The sequence below is a fragment of the Streptomyces luteoverticillatus genome, assembly GCF_003970715.1.
GTDB classification, from domain to species: domain Bacteria; phylum Actinomycetota; class Actinomycetes; order Streptomycetales; family Streptomycetaceae; genus Streptomyces; species Streptomyces abikoensis.
In genome coordinates this window covers 4,848,468-4,872,386 of record NZ_CP034587.1, presented here as the reverse complement: position 1 = coordinate 4,872,386, position 23,919 = coordinate 4,848,468, and the positions used below count along the sequence as shown (strand labels likewise).

At 72.0% G+C, this 23,919-nt stretch carries 21 protein-coding genes; 12 read left to right on the top strand and 9 right to left on the bottom strand.

Annotation, left to right across the window (positions count from 1 at the left end):
• Positions 1-143: 143 nt before the first annotated feature.
• The 3 genes from EKH77_RS21785 to EKH77_RS21775 all read right to left on the bottom strand — a co-directional run bounded on the left by EKH77_RS21785 (position 144) and on the right by EKH77_RS21775 (position 5,315).
• A complete protein-coding gene (locus EKH77_RS21785; RefSeq protein ID WP_126916009.1) occupies positions 144-2,792 on the bottom strand; it encodes an ABC transporter substrate-binding protein in 2,649 nt (882 codons plus the stop codon).
• Positions 2,793-2,926: 134 nt separating this feature from the next.
• Positions 2,927-4,345 carry a cellulase family glycosylhydrolase gene (locus EKH77_RS21780; protein ID WP_126916008.1) on the bottom strand — a complete coding sequence of 473 codons (1,419 nt, stop codon included), beginning with the start codon at positions 4,343-4,345 and terminating at the stop codon, positions 2,927-2,929.
• Positions 4,346-4,352: 7 nt separating this feature from the next.
• On the bottom strand, positions 4,353-5,315 hold the full coding sequence (locus EKH77_RS21775) for a zinc-binding dehydrogenase (RefSeq protein ID WP_126916007.1): 963 nt from the start codon (positions 5,313-5,315) through the stop codon (positions 4,353-4,355).
• Positions 5,316-5,492: 177 nt separating this feature from the next.
• On the opposite strand from EKH77_RS21775, the gene EKH77_RS21770 reads away from it, so the two are divergent.
• Positions 5,493-6,836 carry a PD40 domain-containing protein gene (locus EKH77_RS21770; RefSeq protein WP_126916006.1) on the top strand — a complete coding sequence of 448 codons (1,344 nt, stop codon included), beginning with the start codon at positions 5,493-5,495 and terminating at the stop codon, positions 6,834-6,836.
• Between the two features lie 84 nt (positions 6,837-6,920).
• Here EKH77_RS21770 and EKH77_RS21765 read toward each other — a convergent pair whose 3' ends face one another.
• Entirely contained in the window at positions 6,921-8,135 is a 1,215-nt protein-coding gene (locus tag EKH77_RS21765) for an NAD(P)-dependent malic enzyme (protein WP_126916005.1), read from the bottom strand.
• 588 nt (positions 8,136-8,723) lie between these two features.
• Between EKH77_RS21765 and EKH77_RS21760 the strand changes: the two genes are divergently transcribed.
• The 4 genes from EKH77_RS21760 (at position 8,724) to EKH77_RS21745 (ending at position 12,442) form a co-directional block, all read left to right on the top strand.
• The gene (locus EKH77_RS21760) at positions 8,724-9,692 is read left to right on the top strand and encodes an ABC transporter substrate-binding protein (protein ID WP_126916004.1); all 969 of its coding nucleotides are present in this window, start codon (positions 8,724-8,726) and stop codon (positions 9,690-9,692) included.
• Positions 9,693-9,751: 59 nt separating this feature from the next.
• Positions 9,752-10,891 (top strand): amino acid ABC transporter permease, encoded by a 1,140-nt coding sequence (locus EKH77_RS21755; protein ID WP_397612386.1) that lies wholly within the window; start codon positions 9,752-9,754, stop codon positions 10,889-10,891.
• Entirely contained in the window at positions 10,888-11,649 is a 762-nt protein-coding gene (locus EKH77_RS21750; protein WP_126916003.1) for an amino acid ABC transporter ATP-binding protein, read from the top strand. The genes EKH77_RS21755 and EKH77_RS21750 overlap by 4 nt, the downstream gene beginning before the upstream one ends.
• A 151-nt stretch (positions 11,650-11,800) precedes the next feature.
• Positions 11,801-12,442, top strand: a complete 642-nt coding sequence (locus tag EKH77_RS21745; protein WP_126916002.1) for a CGNR zinc finger domain-containing protein — start codon at positions 11,801-11,803, stop codon at positions 12,440-12,442.
• Here EKH77_RS21745 and sodX read toward each other — a convergent pair.
• Entirely contained in the window at positions 12,334-12,798 is a 465-nt protein-coding gene (gene sodX / locus EKH77_RS21740) for a nickel-type superoxide dismutase maturation protease (protein WP_126916001.1), read from the bottom strand. The genes EKH77_RS21745 and sodX overlap by 109 nt on opposite strands.
• A gap of 143 nt (positions 12,799-12,941) precedes the next feature.
• Here sodX and sodN point away from each other — a divergent pair, with 143 nt between their 5' ends.
• Entirely contained in the window at positions 12,942-13,337 is a 396-nt protein-coding gene (gene sodN / locus EKH77_RS21735) for a superoxide dismutase, Ni (RefSeq protein WP_126916000.1), read from the top strand.
• An 87-nt stretch (positions 13,338-13,424) separates the two neighbouring features.
• Here the strand turns inward: sodN and EKH77_RS21730 are convergent, their stop codons facing one another.
• Positions 13,425-14,567 (bottom strand): methyltransferase, encoded by a 1,143-nt coding sequence (locus EKH77_RS21730; protein WP_126915999.1) that lies wholly within the window; start codon positions 14,565-14,567, stop codon positions 13,425-13,427.
• 204 nt (positions 14,568-14,771) lie between these two features.
• On the opposite strand from EKH77_RS21730, the gene EKH77_RS21725 reads away from it, so the two are divergent.
• The 3 genes from EKH77_RS21725 to EKH77_RS21715 all read left to right on the top strand — a co-directional run bounded on the left by EKH77_RS21725 (position 14,772) and on the right by EKH77_RS21715 (position 16,937).
• Positions 14,772-15,470, top strand: a complete 699-nt coding sequence (locus EKH77_RS21725; RefSeq protein ID WP_206279897.1) for a VC0807 family protein — start codon at positions 14,772-14,774, stop codon at positions 15,468-15,470.
• A gap of 79 nt (positions 15,471-15,549) precedes the next feature.
• Positions 15,550-16,206, top strand: a complete 657-nt coding sequence (locus EKH77_RS33055; RefSeq protein WP_164737837.1) for a DUF3592 domain-containing protein — start codon at positions 15,550-15,552, stop codon at positions 16,204-16,206.
• Between the two features lie 95 nt (positions 16,207-16,301).
• Complete coding sequence (locus EKH77_RS21715) at positions 16,302-16,937, top strand: HAD family acid phosphatase (protein ID WP_126915998.1); 636 nt, start codon at positions 16,302-16,304, stop codon at positions 16,935-16,937.
• Positions 16,938-16,953: 16 nt separating this feature from the next.
• Here the strand turns inward: EKH77_RS21715 and EKH77_RS21710 are convergent, their stop codons facing one another.
• Positions 16,954-17,214 (bottom strand): GlsB/YeaQ/YmgE family stress response membrane protein, encoded by a 261-nt coding sequence (locus EKH77_RS21710; RefSeq protein WP_126915997.1) that lies wholly within the window; start codon positions 17,212-17,214, stop codon positions 16,954-16,956.
• 149 nt (positions 17,215-17,363) lie between these two features.
• Between EKH77_RS21710 and EKH77_RS21705 the strand changes: the two genes are divergently transcribed.
• Positions 17,364-17,771 (top strand): ArsR/SmtB family transcription factor, encoded by a 408-nt coding sequence (locus EKH77_RS21705; RefSeq protein WP_126915996.1) that lies wholly within the window; start codon positions 17,364-17,366, stop codon positions 17,769-17,771.
• Positions 17,755-20,358, top strand: coding sequence for a magnesium-translocating P-type ATPase (mgtA, locus tag EKH77_RS21700; RefSeq protein WP_126915995.1), 2,604 nt, complete (start codon positions 17,755-17,757; stop codon positions 20,356-20,358). Before EKH77_RS21705 ends, mgtA begins: the two co-directional genes overlap by 17 nt.
• A gap of 121 nt (positions 20,359-20,479) precedes the next feature.
• Here the strand turns inward: mgtA and EKH77_RS21695 are convergent, their stop codons facing one another.
• A complete protein-coding gene (locus EKH77_RS21695; protein WP_126915994.1) occupies positions 20,480-21,856 on the bottom strand; it encodes a hypothetical protein in 1,377 nt (458 codons plus the stop codon).
• 112 nt (positions 21,857-21,968) lie between these two features.
• Positions 21,969-23,447 (bottom strand): LCP family protein, encoded by a 1,479-nt coding sequence (locus tag EKH77_RS21690; RefSeq protein WP_126915993.1) that lies wholly within the window; start codon positions 23,445-23,447, stop codon positions 21,969-21,971.
• 168 nt (positions 23,448-23,615) lie between these two features.
• Between EKH77_RS21690 and tatA the strand changes: the two genes are divergently transcribed.
• On the top strand, positions 23,616-23,885 hold the full coding sequence (tatA, locus tag EKH77_RS21685; RefSeq protein ID WP_126915992.1) for a Sec-independent protein translocase subunit TatA: 270 nt from the start codon (positions 23,616-23,618) through the stop codon (positions 23,883-23,885).
• Positions 23,886-23,919: the final 34 nt, after the last annotated feature.

Sequence of the window (23,919 nt, the reverse complement as noted above, 5' to 3'; positions counted from 1 at the left end):
CAAGGAACACGGGGATACGCCCCCGTGAGCCCATCATCCTCAGCACTCCCGGGGTGCGCCACCCACTCCGGCGCACTTCGTCGCACGCCCCGGCGCGAGCGTCACGGCGCGACCCTCACCGCGCGACCGCCACCGCGCCAGGCTCAGTCCGGGTCCTGTTCGTCCCGGGGGCAGTCGAACGCCCCGCCCGGCCCCCAGGTCCTCTGCTCCGTCCCGCTGTCGCGGTACCCGCATTCCAGCGACACCTCGGGGCCGTCGCGGGTGTCGTGGAGGATCAGCAGCCGCTTGTTCACGGGCACCTTCCCGCCGTTGGCGAAGGCCAGCGCCCCCGTGGTGCCCTGGATGCCGGACGGGCCTCCGACGCCCTTCACCAGGTCCGACTCGACCATGCCCCGGGTGAGGAGGGAGGAATGCGAGTCCTGGTAGGCGGAGTTGACGGCCTTCGACAGCACCTGCAGCGCGTCCCAGGCGAGCGGGGCCCGGCCGTCGTCGCTCCACCGGTCGTCGTCTCCGTAGGAATCGCGGTACTCCTGGCGGAAGCGCTCGCCCATGGCGTTGGCGGGGTAGCCGTTCGGCAGCACGTGCGCGGCGTAGTAGAGCCGCACCTTGGGGTGGCGCTTGCCCGGCTGCTGGTCGTCGAGGACGACGCCGGTCAGGTCGTCGCCGCCGAGCACCGTCAGCCCGTCGTTGCACGACGTGCCCCCGTCGAACTCGTCGAGGAACGCGGCGAATTCGTTCTGCCGCGCGGCCCAGTAGAGCACCGTGCGCGGGTCTTCCTTGATCCGCGCGCACACCGTCCGGGCCATGTCCGACAGGGAACGCGCCCACTCCGTGCGGTCGTTCGGGGGATCACGCCGATCGGACGGTTTGCCGGGGTTCGGCGAGTACCAGATCGTGCGGGCGTCGGGGAACGCCGCTACGAACCGCGTGCTCAGATTGTCGCTGTAGGTGTCCTCCGGGTCGGCCACGACCACCGCCCGGCGGGCCGGGACGCACCGGCCGGGCGCGGTCTCCACGAGGTTGCCCTGGCCGGCGAAGGCCGCCGCGATCCGGGCCTCGCGCCGGTTGTCGGGGGCCACCTGCCGGTAGAGGTCGCTGCGCTGCATCGCCTCGGCCGTCGCCACGGTGCCGACCATCGGCACATTGGCGGCCGCGAGGGTGTCACGGGCCTTGAGGGTGTCCGGGCGGCTCTGTGCCAGCCCGACCACGCCCATGATCTGCTGGGCGCCGGACGGTTCGGCCCGGATCTCCCGCGCCAGCCGCTCGGCCACCTCGGGCGCCTTGGAGAAGCGCATCCCCGCGTCCTCGACCCTGACCTTCAGCCACACCTTGTCGGTCACCCTGGCCGCCTCGCCGTTGAGCTCCCCCTGGGCCAGGGCGATGCCGCGCAGTTCGGGGATGGCACCGCTGTAGATGCCCTCCTTCCAGGTGTCGGCGAGCGCGGGCACCCCCAGGTAGACCACGGTGCGGACCATCGCGTTGTTCACCCGTGCGGCCACGTCGGCGAGGTCGTTCTGGTTCTTGATCGCGTCCAGGGCCTGCTGGTACACCACCTTGGGGCTGCGGCCGGTGGCCTTGCCCGGAGGGGCCGACTTCGCCTCGGGGACGGTGGCGCCGAGACAGCGGGTGTCGGCCGCCCGGGGAAACCAGAGAACACCGCCGTAGGCGAGGAGCGACAGCACCAGGACGCCGGCCAGGGCGAGGCCCAGAGCCTCCCAGCGCGGCGCGGCGGCGGAGGGCGCCCCGCCGTCGAGGCCGATCTCCGGGTAGCTGTCGAAGAAGCTGTCGGCCTCCGCGTCGGTCCCGCCGTCGTGGGGCGGTACGGCCACGTGGACGGACCGGCCCCGGCCCCTGCTCCGGCCGGGCGTCCAGGAGTCGATGGTGCCGGTGACCGTCGCGAAGGACTGGGGCGCCTCCCGCCCGTCCTGATAGCCCACGGCCAGCAGGGCCACGGCGGTGCTCCGGGTCCGCTCCACGGCCTTCGGGAAGCCCTCGACCACGCTCTGGGTGAGCGAACCGGCCGCGCCCGCCTTGGGGAGGACCAGGACGAAGCGGGTGCGGCGCCGCCGGACCCACGGCGAGAGGCGGCGGCGCCCCACCGCGTCCTCCAGATCGCCGAGCAGCGCGTGCAGCAGCGCGTCGGCCTTGCGGCCGGTCACCTTCTCGTGCTGCCCGAAGAAGTCGCCGCGCCCGTCGGGAAGTCCCGCCCACTGCCGGAACCAGCCGCCCTCCCTCATCATGCGGCGCTGCTGCCGCCGCCCGTACAGCCAGCGCGGCAGCACCTCGAACAGCGGCCGCAGGGGCTGCCACGCCCAGGACGGCATCCCCGGGACGTCGGCGAGGCTGATGGCACGCAAGGCCTTGAGGACGACCGAGCTCTTGCGCCGCTCCTCGAAGCACTTGTCGCGCAGATCCCGGGCGCGTACGTCCGGATCGCGCTCCCGGGAGCGGGCCTCGGCGAAGGTCCGCACGAGGCGGTAGCGCGGCAGGCGCAGCCGGCCGAACCCCTCGGGCAGGTTGCCCAGCAGGCCCTGCTCGATCTGCTCGAAGACGTCCGGGCCCTGGGTCCCGGGTAACTCCAGGACCCGGGCGTACGGGACGAGCGCGCGCCCTTCCACCCGCAGCCGTCCGCATTCCCCCGTGGCGATCTGCGCCGCCACGTCCGGATCGCCCTGCGGCATGAGCACGAACCTGGCGGAGGGTCCCCGCCGCTTCGGCGGCACCACGACGAACCTTTCGAACGCCGCGATGAAGTCGCCCACGGACGGCAGCAGTGGAATCGACGAGGACATGGCTTCACCCCCGGCGGCCCGGAACCGGACCGGCACGTTCATTCACAACGACGCGCGACCGCGCGGTGAACAGCAGGGCGAGCGCCCCGGAGTGCATCATCCTCAGCGCTCCCGAACCGCGCCACCGCTCCTCGTCACTTCACAGCGTGTCCCGCCGTGGCCATGACCGTGACCGGGCCCGCCGCCCTTCCCGTCGCGTGCACGAACACCGTGCCGCGCCGGCCCGGCCGCACGGTTCCGCCGCTGGTCCGGGCCGGTCCGGTCACGGTGACGCGCCAGCCTCGGGGGTCGGGCGGCAGGGAGAGCTCGCTGGTTCCCCCGGGCGAGGGCAGATAGGTGAGCCGGTAGGAGCGCGCGCCGGGATCGTACGCCTCGGCGCGGGGCGTACCGGCCACAGCCGGAGCGTAAGGCCGGGCTGTGCGCTCCTTGTTGGGACGGAAGCGCCCTTGCTCGCCCATGGCGCAGTACGTCCCCCCGTAGCACCACTGCCAGCTCGCCCACCCGGACGCGTAGCGCCCGATGGAGGCGATGGCGTCCTCGTAGAACCGGCCCATGTTCGGCAGCGAGCTGTCGAGCGGACCCCACTCCCCCACCAGCACGGGCACGCGCTGCTCGCGCGGATAGTGGACGACGGCCGCCTCGTAGGCCTCCAGCCAGCCGGACGCGGGATCGTAGTCCCGGCCCAGCTCCATGGCGGCGTTGTAGAAGTGCGGCGCGTAGACGATCTTCGGGTCGGCCACCCGGCCCAGCCCCGTGGGCTTGCCCTCGCCCGCCGCCGGGGTGGGCTCGATGAAGATCCGGTGCTTCCGGTCGACGTCGCGGATCGCCCGCGCGAGGCGCCGGTACATGGGGGTGACCTGGGTGGCCTCGATGCGGCGGGCGGCCGTGAACAGGTCCTCGCCCGGGCGCAGTCGGCCCATGGGTTCGTTGATCAGGTCGTAGCCCAGGACGGCCGGGTGGCCGGCGAAGCGGCCGGCCAGGACCCGCCACATCCGCGCCTGGGCGAGGCGCAGGTCGGCGTCCTCGTAGAGGTGCTCGAAGGCGGCCTGGACGGCCGGTTCGAAGTACTCGGCGAACCAGTCGTCGGGGTGCTGCCGGTAGGGCAGCCCGTCGGTGCGGGTGGCCCACGCGGGGATGCCCCGGTGGCCGCCGAAGGCCGGTCCGTAGACGTCCTGGTGGGCGTCGATCAGTATCCGGACCCGGTACTCGGCCGCCCAGTCCAGGACACGTTCGATCTTCCGCAGATACGTTTCGCTGTATTCACCGCGCCGGGGTTCCAGGTCGTCCCAGAAGACCGCCAGCCGGGCGAAGTTGAACCCCTGCCCGGCCATGTCGCGCAGCGAGCGCTCGGTGATGTCCTCCAGGGCGCGTTCGCCCCGGTGCTCCTTGTCCGCGAGGTTCCAGCCCCGCAGGGTGAGCGCCCGGCCGTGCTCGTCGGTCAGCCGGGGGATGCCGGGGCCGGTGTCGGCACCGGCGGCTTGGGGCGTGAGGAAGGTCAGGACACAGGTGATCGCGGCAAGGAACGCCGCCGTGCGCGAGCGTCTCTTCGGCATCCGCCGTTCATACCGTCAGCACGACCTTCCCGAACAGATCGCCGCTGTTCATCTTTTCGAAGCCTTCACGCGCCCGGTCCAGGGGCAGCACCGTGTCGATCACCGGCCGGACGCCGGTGGCCGCGCAGAAGGCGAGCAGGCCGGACAGCTCCTCCTTGGTGCCCATCGTCACGCCCGCGACATGGAGTTCGTGGAAGAAGATCCGCGTCAGCTCGGCCGCCGGGGGACGGTCGCCGCTGGTCGCGCCGGAGATCACCAGAGTGCCGCCGGGCCTGAGCGACTTGACCGAGTGCGACCAGGTGGCCGCGCCCACCGTCTCGACGACCACGTCCACGCGGTGCGGCAGCCGGGCCCCCGGCTCGTACGCCGCCTCGGCGCCCAGCTCCACGGCGCGCTCGCGCTTGGCCGCGTCGCGGCTGGTCGCGAAGACCCGCAGCCCGGCCGCCGCGCCCAGCACGATCGCCGCCGTGGCCACCCCGCCGCCGGCGCCCTGCACCAGCACGCTCTGCCCGGGCCGCGCGCACGCCTTGGTGAACAGCATCCGGTAGGCGGTCAGCCAGGCCGTGGGCAGACAGGTGGCCTCCTCGAAGGACAGCTCCTTCGGCTTGGGCAGCACGTTCCAGGAGGGCACGGCGACGCGCTCGGCGAAGGTGCCCTGATAACGCTCGGTGAGGATCGAGCGCGGCTCGTCGGGCCCCACGCCATGGCCGGTCTCGCCGATGACGGAGTGGAGGACGACCTCGTTGCCGTGCTCGTCGACGCCCGCCGCGTCACAGCCGAGGATCATCGGCAGCGCGTCCTCGCCGATCCCCACGCCGCGCAGCGTCCACAGGTCGTGGTGGTTGAGCGAGGCGGCCTTGACGTTGACGACCGTCCAGCCGGGGCGCGCCACGGGCTCGGGGCGCTCCCCCAGATCGAGGCCGTTCAGGGGCTGGTCGCGGTCGATGCGTGCGGCGTAGGCGGCGAACATGAGCCGAACCTAGTGGCGGGGCGCGGCGGAGGAAACCACATGGCGCTGTGACACGCGCCGCGTCGTGATCGGGTGCGGGGTGTCTTGACCGGGGGCCGACCGGACTGTTGGCTTCCTCCGCGCGCTCCACGCGCATACGCGCGATCACGCGAGACGCGACCACGCGAGGGGAACACCATGCGACGTTCCAGACGCGCCACCGCCACCGCCGCGTTACTCGTCGGCTGCACCGCCGTCCTGCCCCTGACCGGCGCCGATATCGCGGGCGCCGCCGCGCCGGGGGCCCACGCCCGCGTCGAGCGGGTGAACACCGCCTCCGACGGCACCCAGGCGAACGCCGAGAGCATCGGCGAGAAGATCAGCGCCGACGGCCGTTTCGTCACCTTCGAGACCGGCGCCACGAACCTCGTGCCCGGCGCCACCGAGTCGATGCGCCGCGTCTACGTGAAGGACCTGCGCACCGGCCGCACCGAGCTCGCCAGTGTCGCCTCCGACGGCACCCCCGCCGACAGGTCGTCGTGGACGACCTCGATCAGCGGTGACGGCAGGTACGTCGCCTTCGACTCCGAGGCCAAGAACCTGGCCCCGAACCGCAATCCGGGCGACTACTACGACGTCTTCGTCCACGACCGGGTCACGGGCCGCACCGAGGTGCTCGTCGAGAACAAGGGCACGAAGCCCGCGCACAGTTCGGCCCCGTCCATCAGCGCCGACGGCCGCTATGTCGCCTTCTCCTCCGACCGGGACGACCTGGTGCCCGGTGACACCAACGGCCGGACGGACGTGTTCGTCCGCGACCGCCTGCGCGGCACCACGAAGCGGGTGAGCGTCACGAGCGACGGCGCCCAGGCCGACGGCTTCTCCGTCTCGCCGCAGATCAGCGCGGACGGCGGCAAGGTCGCCTTCCTGAGCATGTCCGACCTGGTCACGCCGCCCGGCGGGGAGAAGGCGCTCCAGCGGCCGCGCGCCCGGGGCCTGTACGTCCACGACCTGCGCACCGGCCGCACCCAGCGCGGGGCGCCGACCCGCGACGGCGGGGGCGTGGCGGTCGACGGCGATTTCGCGCTGAGCCCCGACGGCCGGTACGCGCTCTTCTCGTCCGACTCCGACGCCCTGGTGGAGAACGACACCAACGGCAAAGCCGACGTCTTCGCCACGGACCTGGTCACCGGCGTCGTCCGGCGCGTCAGCGTCGCGGCCGACGGCTCCCAGGCCGACAACAGCTCGTACCGGGGCGGGGTGATGAGCGCCGACAACCGGCACGTGTTCTTCATGTCCCTGGCCGCCAACCTCGTGCCCGGGGACACCAACGGCGTCGAGGACGTCTTCGCCAAGGACCTGGTGACCGGCGCCGTCGAACGGGTCAGCGTCGCCGCCGACGGCTCCCAGGCCAACGGCTGGTCCGGCGGCCCGAGCGTCGACCTGGCCGGTCGGACGCTCGTCTTCGGCAGCGCGGCGGACAACCTCGTGCCCGGCGACACCAACAAGGTGTACGACGCCTTCGTCCGCCGGGTCCGGTGACGCGCCCGGTCCGCCCGGCATGAACGGCGAAGGGCCGGCCCGGACCCCATGGTCCGGACCGGCCCTCCCCTCAAGCTCGGGGCGTCAGCGTCGCGCGACGCCGTCCGCCCGCGCCGCCGCGGCCACGGCGGCGGTGACCGCCGGGGCGACCCGCTCGTCGAACGGCGAGGGGATCACCTTGTCCGCGCTCAGCTCGTCCGCCACCACGGCGGCCAGCGCCTCGGCCGCCGCGATCTTCATGCCCTCCGTGATCCGCGACGCCCGCACCTGGAGGGCACCCGCGAAGATGCCGGGGAAGGCGAGGACGTTGTTGATCTGGTTGGGGAAGTCGCTGCGCCCGGTGGCGACGACGGCCGCGTACTTGTGGGCGACGTCCGGGTGGATCTCCGGGTTGGGGTTGGCCATCGCGAAGATCAGGCAGTTCTCGGCCATCTTCGCGACCGCCGGCTCCGGCACCGTGCCGCCGGAGACGCCGATGAAGACGTCCGCACCGTCCAGCGCCACCTCCAACGGGCCCGTCAGACCGGCCTTGTTGGTGAAGCCCGCCAGCTCGCGCTTGACGTCCGTCAGGTCGGTGCGGTCGCCGGAGACAATGCCCTTGCGGTCGCACACGGCGACGTCGCCGATGCCCGCCTCCACCAGGATCCGGGCGATGGCCACACCGGCCGCGCCCGCGCCCGAGATCACCGCGCGCAGCTCGCCGAGCGTACGGCCCGTCAGCCGCGCGGCGTTGCGCAGCGCTGCCAGGGTGACGACGGCGGTGCCGTGCTGGTCGTCGTGGAAGACGGGGATGTCCACGCGCTCCTGGAGCCGGCGCTCGATCTCGAAGCAGCGCGGCGCGGAGATGTCCTCCAGGTTGATGCCGCCGAAGGAGGGCGCCATGCGGGCGACGGTGTCGATGAGTTCGTCGACGTCACGGCAGTCGAGGGCGATCGGGACCGCGTCCACGCCGCCGAACTGCTTGAAGAGGATGGCCTTGCCCTCCATCACGGGCAGGGACGCCTCGGGGCCGATGTCCCCCAGGCCGAGCACCGCGCTGCCGTCCGTCACGACCGCGACGACCTGCGACTTCCAGGTGTAGTCGTACACCAGCTCCGGCTGTTCGGCGATGGCGCTGCACACCTTGGCGACCCCCGGCGTGTAGGCGAGGGACAGGTCGTCCTTCCCCCGGAGGGGAACGGTCGCCTGAACCGCCATCTTGCCGCCACGGTGCAGCGCGAAGGCCGGATCGAAGAACTCTGCGCGAGCCCCTTCGTCCGTGCCGCTGTCGCTGCGAGGATTCACGATCTCCGCTGCCACTTTTCTTGACCCCTTTGTCGTAAGTGCAGATCGAGGGTAACCGCCTCTGGGTGTGGGAGGCGGGTCGGGCACATGTCCGAACCATGTCCGGACCCCGGACGGCGGATGACTTCCGTGCGACGGGGCGGTACGGACAAAGCGGGCGCGCCGCACATGCGCGCCCTGAGCCCCGGGTGAGGGGTGTAACTGGTCTTTCTACCGGAAGACCAGTACGGCCGACGAGTGAGTTCCGGGCCCCGGTGGCGCGAACCCGACACGCGATCACGGCGGAAACGTGTCAACTGGTCCCGGACGCGCCAAGGTGTCCACGAAGTGAGACACGGCGGGCGTGAGCTGCGTCTCGCGCCAGGAAGCCGATCAGAACAGACACAGCAGCCCAAGGGGTGTGAACCGCCCGGTAACGAATGGGGATCACCCGTTATCCGATTTTGACATGGCTGGCCCCCGAATGGGGCAGTCCGGATGGCAAGATGCGCAGACCGCACGAGGTCGCGTCGCACGAGGAAGTGTGCTGCGACTTCTTCCGTGGTTTCGCGTGATTGCCGAATTACCTGTCGTATACCCCCTCAACCGCAGGAGGAACGAGCAATGACCGCAAGCACCACCCCTCGCCCGGCTGCCGCCTGGAACCGTTTGGCCGCCGTCGGCGCGATCGCGGTCGCCGGCACCCTGCTGCTGACCGGTTGCGGCGACCAGAGGAACAAGACGGGCAACGAGGGCGGCCAGTCGTCCGCCCAGGGCGCCTCGGCCCCGCTCTTCGCCAAGCTCCCGAAGAGCATCCAGAGCGCCAAGGTGATCAAGGTGGGCTCCGATATCGCCTACCCGCCCGTCGAGTTCAAGAAGGACGGCAAGACGGTCGGCATCGATCCCGACATCGCCGCGGCCCTGGGCAAGCAGCTCGGAGTCCGGGTCGACTTCAACAACGGCACCTTCGACGCCCTGCTGACCGGACTGCGATCCAAGCGTTACGACATCGCGATGTCGGCGATGACGGACACCAAGGACCGGCAGGAGGGCAACGACTCCAAGACCCACAAGAAGGTGGGCGAAGGTGTCGATTTCGTCGACTACTTCAACGCCGGTGTCTCGCTCTACACCAAGAAGGGCGAGACCAAGGGGATCAACGGCTGGGACGACCTCTGCGGCAAGAAGATCGCGGTCCAGCGCGGCACCGTCTCCGAGGACCTGTCCAAGTCCCAGTCGGAGAAGTGCGAGAAGGACGGCAAGGACAAGATCTCCATGGAGGCCTTCGACAACGACCTGGAGGCCCAGACCCGCCTCAAGGCCGGCGGCGTCGACGCCGTCTCCAGTGACTTCCCGGTCGCGGCCTACGCGGTGAAGACCTCGGGCGGCGGCAACGACTTCGAGATCGTCGGCGACCAGGTGCAGGCCGCGCCGTACGGCATCGCCGTCTCGAAGGACAACGCCCAGCTGCGCGACGCCCTCAAGGAAGCGCTCGACGCGATCATCAAGAACGGCGAGTACGAGAAGGTCATCAAGACCTGGGGCGTCGATGCGGGCGCCATCAAGGAAGCGAAGATCAACGGCGGTTCCTGACCTTCGTTTGTCCTGGCTGTCCCCCCTCCTCGTACGGCAAACGCTGAAAGGCATCCCCCGTGACCGCTTCCCCCGACAAGCCCGACAAGGCGTCCGAGCCCGACAAGGCAGCGGAACCCTCCGAGGCCGAGCAGCCGGAGAAGAAGGCTTCGGCCGACAAGACGGCTGACAAGACGGCTGACAAGACGAGCGAGCCGGAGCAGAAGGCCCCGGCCGACCCGCCCGCAGCCGATCCGCCCGCCGACGACCCGCCCCCGGCGGACCCGCCCGCCGGCAAGGCCACCGCGTCCGCGAGCCCGGGCGAGCCCGAGGTCATCAAGGCCATCCCGGTCCGCCACTACGGCCGGTGGATCTCCGCCGTCGTCGTGCTGGCCGTCCTCGGCCTGATCGTCAACGCCTTCGCCTCGGCGAACGTCCACTACAGCGCGATCCCGGACTACATCTTCGACTCCTCCGTCGTCTCGGGCCTCGGCAAGACCGTCCTGATCTCGCTGCTCGCGATGCTGCTGGGCCTGGTCCTCGGCATCGTCCTGGCCGTGATGCGGCTGTCGAAGAACCCGGTGACCTCATCGGTCTCCTGGCTCTACATCTGGTTCTTCCGGGGCACCCCGGTCTACGTCCAGCTGCTGCTGTGGTTCAACCTGGCGCTGATCTTCCCCTACATCAACCTCGGCCCGATCTACCGGGACGAGATGAGCGACTTCATGACCCCCTTCATGGCCGCGCTGCTCGGCCTGGGGCTCAACGAGGCCGCCTACATGTCCGAGATCGTCCGCGCCGGCATCCAGTCGGTCGACGAGGGCCAGACCGAGGCCGCCCACGCGCTCGGCATGAGCCAGGGCAGGACGCTGCGCCGGATCGTGCTGCCGCAGGCGATGCGCGTGATCGTGCCGCCGACGGGCAACGAGTTCATCAACATGCTCAAGACCTCGTCGCTGGCCGCGGCGGCGGCCCAGTACCTGGAGCTGCTGCGCTCCACCTCCGACATCGGGCAGACGACCGGTGCGACAGTGGAGATGCTGTTCCTCGCCGCCACCTGGTACCTCATCCTGACCAGCGTCTTCAGCGTCGGCCAGTTCTATCTCGAGCGGCGTTTCGCCCGTGGCGCGCTGCGCAGCCTGCCGCTCACCCCGTGGCAGAAGGTCAGGGCCAACCTGACGGCCTTCGGCAACCGTTCCAAGGGAGGCGTCAGCGCATGAACGCGATGGTGAAGGCGCAGGGCGTCCACAAGTCCTACGGCGCCGTGCAGGTCCTCAAGGGCATCGACCTCGAGGTCGCCCCGCGCGAGGTGTTCTGCCTCATCGGCCCCTCGGGTTCGGGCAAGTCGACCTTCCTGCGGTGCATCAACCACCTGGAGAAGATCAACGCCGGCCGGCTCTACGTCGACGGCCAGCTCGTCGGCTACCGCCAGAAGGGCGACAAGCTCTACGAGCTCAAGGACAGCGAGGTCGCCCAGAACCGCCGGGACATCGGCATGGTGTTCCAGCGTTTCAACCTCTTCCCGCACATGACGGCGCTGGCCAACATCATGGAGGCGCCGATCCAGGTCAAGGGCGAGACGAAGGCCGTGGCCCGGGAGCGCGCCCTGAAGCTCCTCGACCGTGTCGGCCTCGCCGACAAGGCCGGCAACTACCCCGCCCAGCTCTCCGGCGGCCAGCAGCAGCGCGTGGCCATCGCCCGGGCGCTGGCGATGGAGCCGAAGCTGATGCTCTTCGACGAGCCGACGTCGGCGCTGGACCCGGAGCTGGTCGGTGACGTCCTGGACGTCATGCGGGGCCTGGCCGAGGACGGCATGACGATGATCGTGGTCACCCACGAGATGGGCTTCGCCCGGGAGGTCGGCGACTCGGTCGTCTTCATGGACCAGGGCGTCGTGGTGGAGTCGGGCCACCCGAGGGACGTGCTGACCAATCCTCAGCACGACCGGACGAAGTCGTTCCTGTCGAAGGTGCTGTAGCCGCCAGGAGGTGCGGCGAGGGGCGGTACGGCCTGACGGCCGTGCCGCCCCTCGGCACGAGCACCACGACGTCCTTGTAATACCCTCGAAGCAGAATCGGCCATTACTGGTCGACGACAGCGACCTCGGCCCGGCTGCGTAAGGACTACAAGTGGAACTGGCCTCTTACTCGGACTTCGCCGTGCGGCTGGTCAACACCGAGCAGCCCACGCGCGGCACCGACACCCTCACCACCCTCGACACGGCCCGCGAGCTCTTCGGCACCGCGTCGCAGGCGGCCCGCCGGCTCGTCGACGGCGACCTGACCCGGATGCGCGCGGCCCGGGCCCGGCTGCGCGCCGTCTTCGAGGCCGCGTCGGAGGGCGACGAGGTACGGGCGGTGGACCTGCTCAACGCGCTGCTGATGGAGTTCCCCGTCAGCCCCCAGATCTCGGGCCACGAGTACCGGGACGAGGACGGCCGCCCCAAGTGGCACATGCACATCGCCGACCACGCGGCCAACGCGGGCGCCGTCTACACCGCCACCGCGAGCATGGGTCTGGCCGTCCACCTCACCGAGTACGGCGTCGACCGCCTCGGCATCTGCCAGGCCGCGCCCTGCCGCAACGCCTACCTCGACACCTCCACCAACCGCTCCCGGCGCTACTGCTCCGACCGCTGCGCCACCCGGGCGAACGTCGCCGCCTACCGCGCCCGCAAGCGCCTGGAGAACGCCCGCCCCGCCGTCCCGGCCGAGCGCAGCGGCCGCACGGCCTCGGTCACCCAGGACAGCAGCGCCCCCGCCGACCGCTGACCGGCCCCGGGCGGCGGCCGCAGCCGCAGCCACGCCCGGGCCACCACGAACTCCTCCGGCACCGTGCCGAACTCCCGGCTGTCGTTCTCCACCAGCGGGTTGTCGCCCATCACCCACCAGCCGCCGTCGCGCCGCTCCACCGCGCGTTTGACGATCAGCAGATCCTGGCGGAACGGGTGGCGCAGCACCACCACGTCCCCGGGCCGCACCGGGGCCCCGTACCGCACGATCAACTGATCGCCGGGGTTCAGCGTGGGCACCATCGACGGGTTGTACACCTCGGCCAGCCCGACGCGCAGCAGCCCGCGGCGCTCCCGCTCCAGCTCGTAGCCGCGCTCGTCCAGCTGGTCCTGCATCACGGCAACCTCCGCGTCCGTCGCTCCGCCAGTACCGGACTGACACTGGACTTTTGTCCTAAGCCCCCCGGGGCCCCCGAGAAAAGCCTTCCCGCACCGAGTAATCTCGCACCTGAGAAGACGATCACGAGGAAGGACAGCACATGCTCTCCCGCCTGTTCGCCCCCAAGGTGAAGGTCAGCGCCCACTGCGACCTCCCCTGCGGTGTGTACGACCCGGCCCAGGCCCGCATCGAGGCCGAGTCGGTCAAGGCCGTCCAGGAGAAGTACCAGGCCAACGAGGACGCGGCGTTCCGCGCCCGCGCGATCCTCATCAAGGAGCAGCGCGCCGAGCTGGCCAAGCACCACGTCTCGGTGCTCTGGAGCGACTATTTCAAGGCCCCGCACTTCGAGAAGTACCCCCAGCTGCACCAGCTGGTCAACGACACGCTCAAGGCCCTGAGCGCCGCGAAGGCGTCCACGGACCCGAAGACGGGTGAGAAGGCGCTGGAGCTCATCGCCGAGATCGACCGCATCTTCTGGGAGACGAAGAAGGCCTGACGCCTTCTCTCCCGCTTGTGGCGCGTTCCGCTCGCAGCGCGCCGAGGGGCGCCGCCGGTTCCGGCCGGGGGCGCCCCTTCGGCGTGTTCAGCGCACTCCCAGGCGCCAGAGCGAGGTGACCTCGGCGGAGCGGGCGGCGTGCAGAGGATCGTCCGGGTCGCTCGCCCGTGAGTGCCGGGGCGCGATGTCCAGTCGGTCCAGGACCTGGAGCCCGGAGCGGTCGATGAGCTCCAGCAGGTCCTCCCGGGTCCGCATGCCGAGGTGCTCGGCGAGGTCGGAGAGGATGAGCCAGCCCTCGCCGCCCGGCTCGAGGTGGCGGGGCAGCAGCCGGAGGAACTCGCGCAGCATGCGGCCACCGGGGTCGTACACCGCCGATTCCAGCGCGGAGGTGGGCTTGGCCGGCAGCCACGGCGGGTTGCACACCACGAGCGAGGCGCGCCCCTCCGCGGGGAACAGGTCGGCCTCGACCACCCGGACCCGGTCGGCCAGGCCGAGCCGGGCGATGTTGTCCTCCGCGCAGGCCAGGGCGCGCGGGTTCTGGTCCGTGGCGACGACACTGCCGACACCGCGCCGGGCGAGCACCGCCGCCAGCACGCCCGAGCCCGTACCGATGTCGAACGCCACCGACCGCGCGGGGTCCCCGGGCGGCAGGGGCGCCTGTGCCACCAGGTCGACGTACTCCCCGCGGACCGGGGAGAAGACGCCGTAGTACGGGTGGATCCGCGCGCCGAGGGCGGGCACCTCGACGCCCTTGCGCCGCCACTCGTGCGCTCCGATCATGCCCAGCAGGGCCACCAGCGAGCAGACGAACGGCCGGTCGAGAGGGCAGCCGGCCCCGGCGCAGGCCTCGCGGACGTCCGGGGCGCGCCGCAGGTCGGCCACGGCGCCCTCGTCCAGCCGGATCAGGAGACTGCCGAGGACGCGCGCGCGCAGCGCACGGGCCTGGCGGTGCTGGTTGAAGGCGACGGCGGGATCGTCCGCGAACCGGCGTCGCTTGCGGTCGGCCCGGCGGCCCATCGCCGACAGCAGCTGACGGGCGTTCTGGAAGTCGCCGGTCCACAGGATCGCGGTGCCTTCGGAGGCCATGCGGTAGGCGGTGTCCGCCTTGAGCCGGTCGTCGGCGACGACGACAGTGCGCGGCGGCGGGGCGGCGTTCTCCGCGTACCACAGCGCGGAGTGGACGAGACCCTCGGCGTCGGTCCAGGTGATCTCGTGCTCAGCGTTCGTCATCAGGCCCTGTTCTCCTCGCCACCAACCGATCCACCCTACCTGAGCTGCCCGGACGTTCCGGGGCGGCGGACGGTCCGCGCCTCCTCACGCTGACAAAAGTCACGGCCGCTTGGGGACGCTTCGCTCTGCTGCCGGAGGGGGCCCTCCCGTGAGTCTGTACATGTCCCCGCCGGGGACCGGACGACGACACAGAGGGGCCCGCCCATGCAGACACTCACCACCACCCCCGCCCCCGCGCCCGCCGGGGAGGGCCGGGCGCTGGCGCGGAGTCTGACGCCGCTGGTCGTGGACGCCGTGGTGCCGATGGCCGGGTACTACGTCCTGACCGACGGTTTCGGCATGGGCGCTGTCGCCGCTCTCGCCTGGACGAGCGTCCTGCCGGCGGCGCGCTCGCTCTGGTCGGTCGTCAAGGACCGCCGGCTCAACGCGCTCGCCACCCTGATGCTCGTCGTCAACGCCGTGGGGCTGGCGATGAGCGCTGTCACGGGCGACGCCCGGCTGATGCTCGCCAAGGACAGCGCCGGCAGCGGGATGATCGGCGCGGGCGTGCTGGTCTCCGTGCTCGCCGGGCGGCCGATGATGACCGCGGGTCTCAAGCCGTGGATCACCAAGGGCGGCGACCCCGCGAAGACCGCCGCGTGGGAGCGGCTCATGCGCGGGTCCGTCCGCTTCCGCCGTGCCGAGCGCCGCTTCTCCCTCGTGTGGGGCGCCGTCCTGCTGGCCGAGTCCGTGTCCCGGGTGGTCGCGGCGTACACCCTGCCCGCGCACACGGTGGTGTGGCTGGGCAATGTGCTGGCGGGGGCGGCGGTGGTCCTCGCGATCGTGGTGACGGGGCCGCTGGCCGTGGACCCGATGGAGAAGATGGTGGCGGCGGAGGCCGAAAAAGGGCACGAGGTTCCGTAGGAAGCCCTCGGCTTAATCGATGGCCTGGACCAATTCCGGCCGATTGGATGATCGAAAACATCCAATCGACGAGGGATCCATGCGCGACGTGTTCTTCCTGGCCCTGCCGGGGTTGCTGGCTGCCGGCGGCATCGCCGGAATGGTGTGGGCCGTGGTGCGGATGCGGCGGCTGAACGCCGCCTGGCGCGGCGGGGTCACGGCCGAGGGGGTGTGCGTCAGCGCGTATGTGGTCACCACGAGCCGGGGGCACGGGCACGGGAACATCGGCGGGTCGAGTCACAGCACGTGGCACCACGTCTACGAATTCACCACCCCGGAAGGGGAGGTGCGGCGGTTCGAGGAAGGCGGCGGGCCGCGCACGGTGGTGGGCGGGGACCGGGTTGTCGTCCGCTATCCGCAGGGGCGGCCCGACCGGGCCACGGCCATTCCGCCCGGCGAGCGGAACAAGACCCTCTTCGCCACGGGCTGTCTGCTCGCCTTCCTGACGGTCTTCGTCCTGGGGGCGCTCTCGTTCATCGGCTTCTATCTGACGGTCTTCCGGCCGGTGGCGGACACGGTGGAGGACCGGGTCAGGGACACGGTCCGTCATGTCCGGGAGAGCCCGGAGCCCGGACCGCCCGGCGGGACCCCGACCGGAGCCCCGACCGGATTCCCCCCGGGCTTCCCCACGGGATTCCCGACCGGCGTTCCCGGCGACTGGCCGAGCGACATGCCGCCGCCCCCGCCCCTGCGGTAACCACAGTCCTGACAGGGCAACGGTGCATCCCCGCGACGCGTGCCGTTCAGGCGCGCGTCGCCGCCCCGCCATCGGCCGTCGTGAGCATGCCAGGCATGAGCGAAACGATCACGGCCCGCCGAGCAGCCGCGACCGTCGTGGCCGCCGCCGCGCTGGCCATGGCGGGTACGGCCGCCGCCCCTGCCACCCCCGCCGAGGCGGCCACCGCGCGGACGTCCGGCACGGCCGGCCTCAAGGGCATCGACCACGACGCGTGGATCCGCGACGTCCGGGCCGTCGTCGACCAGGCGGAGCCCTACGTCGCCGAGCGCACCGCGCACGCGGAGGGGCGGAAGCAGGCCGTCGTCCTCGACATCGACAACACCTCGCTGGAGACGGACTTCCACTGGGCCACCGTGCCCACGCCCGCCGTCGCGCCCGTCCTGGAACTCGCGCGCCTCGCGCACGAGCGCGGGGCGGCCGTCTTCTTCGTCACCGCGCGCCCCGGCGTGCTCACCCCGGCCACGGAGTGGAACCTGCGCAAGGTCGGCTACCCGGTCGACGGCCTGTACGTGCGGCACCTCCCGGACCTCTTCCAGGACGTGAGCACGTACAAGACCGCCAAGCGGGCGGAGATCGAGGCCAAGGGCTACACGATCGTCGCCAACATCGGGAACAACACCACCGACCTGGTCGGCGGGCACGCGGAGCGGACCTTCAAGCTGCCGGACTACGACGGCAAGCTCTCCTGAATCACCATGGGTACTCTCAGCGCCGCTTCCGGCGGTCGTACCAGGCGATGCCCAGGGCCGCCAGGACGATCTGGACCACCCAGACGAGCCAGGTGATGCCCTTGGTGTCGTAGAGACCGAGCGGATGAGAGATGAGGGCGCCCACGAAGGCCGCCACGATGCCGATGACGACCGTCATCACGACGCCCACGTGCTGACGGCCCGGAACGACCAGCCGGCCCAGGACACCGATGAACGCGCCGATCACGATCGCACTGACGATTCCCGAGATTTCCATGACCTCCCCCTTGTGACCGGTTCCTGTCGATACACCCTGCCCATCCCGCGACGGGTGCATGTCGGACCGCCCACCCGGCGCGATGCCTAGACTGGGGCCTTCCGGGCGTGCGGAGCGCCGCGGGAAATCACGGGGATGGGAGAGCGACAGTGACGGCAGGCGTCGGGAGCTTCGGGAGTCTCGAAGGGTCCCTCGACGGCCCATGCGACCCGTCGGCCGAGGTGCTGGCCGAGGCGGCCGCCGCCTTCGGTCTGCTCGCCTCCTCCGCCCGGCTGCACCTGGTCTGGGCGCTGGCCCAGGGCGAGAGCGACGTCAGCGGGCTGGCCGAGCGGGTCGGCGGCGCGCTGCCCGCCATCAGCCAGCACCTGGCGAAGCTGAAGCTCGCCGGCCTGGTGCGCTCCCGGCGCGAGGGCCGCCGGGTCGTCTACTTGGTGGACGATCCCGACGTGGTGACCATCGTCCGGCTCATGGTCGGCCAGCTCGCCGACCGCAGGGCCGGGACCGCCGACACCGGGGTGAACGCCGGCGCCGGACGCCTCCGTGGCCTGGGCGCCTGAGGCCCGTACGGCCCCCGGCCGGGACACGGGCGGCACCTCACTGGAGGTGCTGCGCGCCCTGGACAGCGGGCCCCGAGGGCTGACCGAGCCGGAGGCCGAGGCACGCCTCGCGCGCCACGGCGAGAACGTCTTCCCCGGCCGCCGCCCGGCCTCCTGGCCGCGCCGCTTCGCGCGCAGCCTGCGCGACCCCTTCACCGCCGTGCTGATCTTCCTCGGCCTGGTCTCCTCGGTCATGGCCTCCTGGGGCACGGCCTGCGTCATCGCCGTCCTGGTCACGGTCAGCTGCGTGCTGCGGGCGACGGGCGAGCACCGCGCCGACCGCTCGGCGGCCGGCCTGCGCGAACTGGTCGCGACCACCGCCACCGTCCGCCGCAGGGCCACCGAGTCCGCGCCCCCGGCCACCCGGGAACTCCCCGTCGAACAGCTCGTCCCGGGCGACCTGGTCCTCCTCGGCCCCGGCGACCTCGTCCCCGCCGACCTGCGCCTGCTGCGCGCCACGGGACTGACCGTCCACGAGGCGGCGCTGACGGGCGAGTCGGCGCCGGCCGACAAGTCCGCGCCGGGCGCCACCACCGCGACCGCGCCGGGCCACCTGTGCCTCCAGGGCAGCAGCGTCGTCTCGGGCACCGGCAGCGGCGTCGTCGTCGCCACCGGACGCGACACCGTCCTCTCCGGCGCCCTCCCGGCGAACGGCCCGCAAGTCACCCACGGCAGGCGCCTTCCCCGCCCCTTCGACCGGTCGGTCAACGGCATCGCCTGGACCCTCATCCGGTTCATGCTGCTCACCGCGCCCCTCGTCCTCCTCGCCGACGCCCTCGTGCGCGGCCGGGGGCTCGCGACCCTGCCGTTCGCCGTCGCCGTCGCCGTCGGGCTGACGCCCGAGATGCTGCCCGTGATCGTCACCTCCGCGCTGGCACGCGGCGCCGCGCTGCTCGCCCGCGACGGCGAGGTGATCGTCCGCCGGCTGCCCGCCCTCCACGACCTGGGCGCGGTCGACGTGCTGTGCGTGGACAAGACCGGCACCCTCACCGAGGACCGGCCCGTCCTCGCCCTCGCCGAGGACCCCGCCGGCCACGCCGACCAGGACGTCCTGCGCTGGGCCGCCGTCAACGCCCTGTGGACGCTCCACCTGGCCGAGCTGCCCGTGCCCGACGCCCTCGACGAGGCCGTCCTCGAAGCCGACGCCACGGACGCGCTCGCGCACGGCGACGACCCCCGGTTCGCCCTCTTCGAGGGTGTCGACGCGCTGCCCTGCGGCCCCGGCCGCCGACTGTCCACCGCCGTCGTCCGCCTCCCCGGCGACCCCCGCTTCGCCCTCGCCGGCACCCACACGCTCGTCGTCAAGGGCGCCCCCGAGGACGTCCTGGACCGCTGCGCCCTCGACCCCGCCGAACGGGCCCGGCTCACCCGCCGCGCGGACGACCTGGCCGCCGAGGGCCTGCGCGTCCTGGCCGTCGCCCGCGCCGAGCGCCCCGCGCGCGACCGCCCGTACACCGAGGCCGACGAGCGCGACCTGACCTTCACCGGCTTCGTGGGCCTCGCCGACGCCCCCGCGCCCACCGCCGCCGAGGCCCTCGCCGCCCTCGCCCGGAACGGCGTCACCGTCAAGGTCCTCACCGGCGACCACCCGGGCACCGCCGCCCGGGTCTGCCGCGAACTGGGGCTGGACCCCGGCACCCCCGTCACCGGCGACCGCGTCGACGAACTCGACGACGCCGAGCTCGCCCGCCTCGCCGCCGGCACCACCGTCTTCGCCCGCTGCGCCCCCGCCCACAAGGCCCGCGTCGTCCGCGCCCTGCGCGGCGCGGGCCACGCCACGGGCTTCCTCGGCGACGGCGTCAACGACCTGGCCGCCCTCCACGCCGCCGACGTCGGCGTCTGCCCGCGCGACGGCGTGGACGTCGCCCGGGAGGCGGCCGACGTCGTCCTCGCCTCGAAGGACCTCACCTCCCTCGACCGGGCCATCGTCGCCGGCCGGGGCGCCACCGCGAACATCTCGGCCTATCTGCGGATCACCCTGTCGTCGAACTTCGGCAACGTGATCGCGATGCTGGTGGCCGGGCTGATGCTGCCGTTCCTGCCGATGCTGCCGGCGCAGGTGCTCGTCCAGAACCTCTTCTTCGACGCGGCCCAGCTCGCCCTCGCCTTCGACCGCCAGGACGACCGCGCCCACACCCGCCCGGCGGTGCTGCGCCCCCGCGCCCTGCTCCGCTTCGTGACCGGCTTCGGCCTCCTCAACGCCACGGCCGACCTCGCTACGTTCGCGGTGCTCGCGCTGGCGGTGCGGTCGCTGGGGGCGGAGGCGGGGCAGGACGCGTTCCACGCGGGGTGGTTCACGGAGAACCTGCTGACGCAGGCGATGGTGATGGCCCTGCTGCGATCGGGACGGCTGCGGGCGCCGCGGCCCGTGCGGGTGGCTGTCGCCGGGCTGGCGATCGTCGGCCTGTTGCTGCCGCTGTCGCCGCTGGGGGCGATGCTGTCGATGTCGCCGCTGCCGGCCTTGTACTACGGGCTGCTGGCGTTGGTGTTGACGGTGTACGGCGGAGTGCTGTGGGTGGCCCGGTCAGGGCGGTTTTCTCTCCCCTGACCCGCCCCTTCCCGTTTCTTTCAGGGGCTCCGCCCCCGAACCCCCGGATCCTCCGGCCGACGCTCGGAGGTTCTAGGGGGCGGAGCCCCCTAGGAAACGGTGAAAGGGCGGGACTGGGGCATCACCAACCGCCGCCACCGAAGTCGCCGCCGCCACCCCCGAAGTCCCCGCCGCCCCCGCCGTCGCCCCAGCCACCCCCGCCCCCGAAGTCGTCGGGGTTGAAGTCGGCGCCCGTGTCGTCCCCGCCCTCCGGGCCGGAGTAATCCGTACCGGCCGCGTACGCCGGTCCCGTCATCATCCCGCCCAGCATCGTCCCCACCAGCAACCCCGGCAGCAGGCCGCCCCCGAAGTAGCCGCCCGCCCAGGGGCCGTACGCGGGGCCCGCGTTCCAGTACGGCTGGGGACCGGCCTCGGTCTGGACCTGGCGGGTCATGGGCTCCTGGCCGTCCGCGAGCCGCGCCGCGTCCGCCGCGCAGGCCGGTACGGTGCGCAGCGCGCCGCCGGGCGGCGCCCACTGGACGTCCTGGACGGACGGCCCGTGCCGCGGGTCGAAGAAGCAGGGCAGCCGGCGCTCCGGCAGCGGCGCCCCCGCGCGGCGCGCGGCCAGCGTCGCCAGGGCGAAGCGGCCGTTGTCGAGGGTCTCGGTGACCCCCTGGACCTCGTCCGGCCTCCCCGCCGCCGCCATCCGGGACTTGGCGTCCTCGTACGCGTCCAGCGCCCGCGCGTAGTCCGCGCGCATCTCATCGGTGGCGCCCGCCTCGGCGGGCGAGAAGTCCAGCCGGTCGAGCTCCTCGCCGAACGCGGTGATGTCCTCGTCGACGACCACGCGCAGCTTGTCGAGCTCGGCGCGCTCGCGCTCCTCGCGCCTGCGCTTGTTGCGCCGGTAGAGGGCGTACGCCCCGGCGCCGCCCGCGACGACGACCGCGCCGCCGGTGATCAGGCCCGTGGCGCCGATGCCCTTGGTGCCGCCGCCCCAGGAGCCGGGGGCGTGGCCCTTCGCCGTCCGGTCGGCCTGGTCGACGAAGGCGTTCAGCTGCGTCTTCGCGTCGCCGCCGGACCGCTGGACGGACCCCACGAGGTTGCTCACGGCGTTGCGGGACACCACCGAGCGGTCGGCCGCCGCGTTGAACTTGTCGCCGAGGTGGACGGCGTAGACGCCCGCGATCCCCACCTTGGTGCGGAGGTCGCGCAGCACCGTGCTCTGCGGGAACTCCGGGGCGTTGGGCAGCACGGCGACGAAGACCGGCTTGCCCGCGTCCTTGATCTTCTTCGCCAGCGCGTCGGCGTCGGCGGCGGGCAGTTGTGCCGAGGCCCTGGGGTCGACGTAGACGGGACCCTTGCGCAGCGCCTGGGCCGCGGCGTCCAGGCTGGTGTCGGCGGCGTGCGCGGCGGGGGCGTACAGCAGCGCGCCGGCGCAGGTCAGCAAGGCTGCGATCAAGGGGACGAGCCAGGTCCGGAACGGCCTGGCGGGCACCCGGGGGACAGCGACGGCGGACATGGCATGGCTCCTCGGCGTCTTCACGGTCTACTGTGCACCTAACACCAAAACGGATCAATCAGGCATATTGGTTCCCCCTGTGTCTCAGTCGTCGTGTCTCAGTCGTCTTGTCTCAGCCGTACGAGAGGTTGGCGCAGGGGTCGTCGTCGGCCGAGCGGGCGCCGCCGGGGGCCCCGGACGGCGAGGAGGACCCGGACGGCGACGAGGACGCCGACGGCGCGGGCGTGGCCGAAGGCGCCTCCGCGTAGTCGCGCCCGAGCGTGATCACGACGCCGCTGATGTCGGCACCGCGCACGAACGCCCCCGGGAAGAGCCGGGCGACGGTCCGCGCGTCGCCCGCCGCGCCCGGCCCGAACTCGATCACCGTGCCCGTCACGTCCTGCGAGCCGGCCGTGACGGTGTCCGTGACCTCGAAGCCGCTGCCCGTGAGGGAGGCGGCGGCGCGGGCGGCGAGCCCGTCGACGGTGGTGCCGTTGCGGACGGAGACCTTCACCCCGGCGCCGGAAACGGACTCCGAAGGCGAAGGGCCACCCCCGGCCCCCTTCCGGCCCGCGTCCTTCCCGCCCGCGTCCTTGCCGTCGATCGTCCGGTCCGCCCGGATCGAGGCCCACAGAGCGTCCGCGTCGGGCTGGACGACCGCCACGCGGTTGCCGTCGTAGCGCCAGGGCAGGGTCATGAACTTCATGTCGTGGAGGTCGATGTGCTTCAGCGACATCGCGAACGACAGCATCTTGTCGGCCGAGCCCAGCCCGGGGTCCACGGTCATCGACTTGGTGGCCGCGTCGGCGAGCGGGAGCAGGGTGGAGGGCTTGAAGCCCTGGGAGCGGACCTTCTTGATCATCGAGGAGAGGAAGGCCTGCTGCCGCTGGATGCGCCCTATGTCGGAGCCGTCCCCGATGCCGTGCCGCACCCGTACGTAGTCCAGGGCCTTCTGGCCGGAGACGGTCTGCCGGCCCTGAGGGAAGAGGAGTTCGCCGCGCGAGCCGAGGTTGGGGTTGAGGTCGCCCCGGTAGACGTCCTTGGGGACGCACACCTCGACGCCGCCCACGGCGGACGTCATCGCGGAGAAGCCCGCGAAGTCGACGACGACCGTGTGGTCGACGCGCAGCCCGGTGAGGCGCTCGACGGTGTTCTGGGTGCAGGCGGGATTGCCCTTGGACGATCCGCCCACGGTGAAGGCCGAGTTGAACATCACGTGCTGCTGCTCGGCCGTCCAACTGCCGTCGGGAAGCAGGCAGGGCGGGATGTCCACGAGGGTGTCCCGGGGGATGGAGACGGCCACGGCGTGCTCGCCGTCACCGTAGACGTGCAGCAGGAAGGCGGTGTCCGAGCGACCGACGTCGCCCTCGCCGCCGCCCAGCCCGGCATTGTCGCCGGCCCGTGAATCGGAGCCGATCACCAGGACGTTCCGGCCGGACGCCCCCGCGCCGGGGCGGTTCTTGGACAGGCCGTCGGCGTCGAACGTGCTGATGTTGCCGTTGATCCGCAGGTACACCCATCCGGCGCCGGCGACGAGCAGCAGGAGGAACGACACCACGGCCACGGTGACGACCCGCACCCGACGCCTCGGCCTGCCTCGCGCGCCCGTCATGTCCGTACCCTCATCGCTCCCCCGGTTCGTGCCGTTCTGCCCGGTAGGACGGGCTGTCACGAACTTTGGTTGTCCAGTTGCGCAATCTAGCAAGTATTGTGTGGACAGCCATCAGGCCAGAACGTCACAAGAGTCGGTAGAGATCGGTAGAGAGGCGGTGGAGCCGTCATGCTGCGGAACGCACTGGAGCCCTGGCATCTCCTCGTGGTCGTGCTCGTCATGGTCGTCCTGTTCGGGTCGAAGAAACTGCCCGACACGGCACGGGCCCTCGGTAAATCCATGCGCATTCTCAAGAGCGAGACGAAGGCGATGAAGGGCGAGGCTGCCGAAGCGCCCGCCCCCACCTCCGCCGCCGCTCCCGCGGCCACCCCCGCGGCCCCGTCCGCCACGCCGGCCCCCCACGTCGCACAGGGAAGCACCGTCGACAGCGCCCGGTGACCTCCAGGTCACCTGTACGACCCCCGCGGTACAC

Excerpts from the sequence above, each read along its gene's own strand:
- EKH77_RS21710 (WP_126915997.1), bottom strand. The coding sequence starts at position 17,214 with ATGGAAATCTCGGGAATCGTCAGTGCGATCGTGATCGGCGCGTTCATC.
- EKH77_RS21785 (WP_126916009.1), bottom strand. The coding sequence starts at position 2,792 with ATGTCCTCGTCGATTCCACTGCTGCCGTCCGTGGGCGACTTCATCGCG.
- EKH77_RS21770 (WP_126916006.1), top strand. The coding sequence starts at position 5,493 with ATGCGACGTTCCAGACGCGCCACCGCCACCGCCGCGTTACTCGTCGGC.
- sodN (WP_126916000.1), top strand. The coding sequence starts at position 12,942 with ATGCTCTCCCGCCTGTTCGCCCCCAAGGTGAAGGTCAGCGCCCACTGC.
- EKH77_RS21725 (WP_206279897.1), top strand. The coding sequence starts at position 14,772 with ATGCAGACACTCACCACCACCCCCGCCCCCGCGCCCGCCGGGGAGGGC.
- EKH77_RS21695 (WP_126915994.1), bottom strand. The coding sequence starts at position 21,856 with ATGTCCGCCGTCGCTGTCCCCCGGGTGCCCGCCAGGCCGTTCCGGACC.
- tatA (WP_126915992.1), top strand. The coding sequence starts at position 23,616 with ATGCTGCGGAACGCACTGGAGCCCTGGCATCTCCTCGTGGTCGTGCTC.
- EKH77_RS21690 (WP_126915993.1), bottom strand. The coding sequence starts at position 23,447 with ATGACGGGCGCGCGAGGCAGGCCGAGGCGTCGGGTGCGGGTCGTCACC.
- EKH77_RS33055 (WP_164737837.1), top strand. The coding sequence starts at position 15,550 with ATGCGCGACGTGTTCTTCCTGGCCCTGCCGGGGTTGCTGGCTGCCGGC.
- sodX (WP_126916001.1), bottom strand. The coding sequence starts at position 12,798 with ATGCAGGACCAGCTGGACGAGCGCGGCTACGAGCTGGAGCGGGAGCGC.
- EKH77_RS21760 (WP_126916004.1), top strand. The coding sequence starts at position 8,724 with ATGACCGCAAGCACCACCCCTCGCCCGGCTGCCGCCTGGAACCGTTTG.
- EKH77_RS21730 (WP_126915999.1), bottom strand. The coding sequence starts at position 14,567 with ATGACGAACGCTGAGCACGAGATCACCTGGACCGACGCCGAGGGTCTC.
- EKH77_RS21715 (WP_126915998.1), top strand. The coding sequence starts at position 16,302 with ATGAGCGAAACGATCACGGCCCGCCGAGCAGCCGCGACCGTCGTGGCC.
- EKH77_RS21780 (WP_126916008.1), bottom strand. The coding sequence starts at position 4,345 with ATGCCGAAGAGACGCTCGCGCACGGCGGCGTTCCTTGCCGCGATCACC.
- EKH77_RS21775 (WP_126916007.1), bottom strand. The coding sequence starts at position 5,315 with ATGTTCGCCGCCTACGCCGCACGCATCGACCGCGACCAGCCCCTGAAC.
- EKH77_RS21750 (WP_126916003.1), top strand. The coding sequence starts at position 10,888 with ATGAACGCGATGGTGAAGGCGCAGGGCGTCCACAAGTCCTACGGCGCC.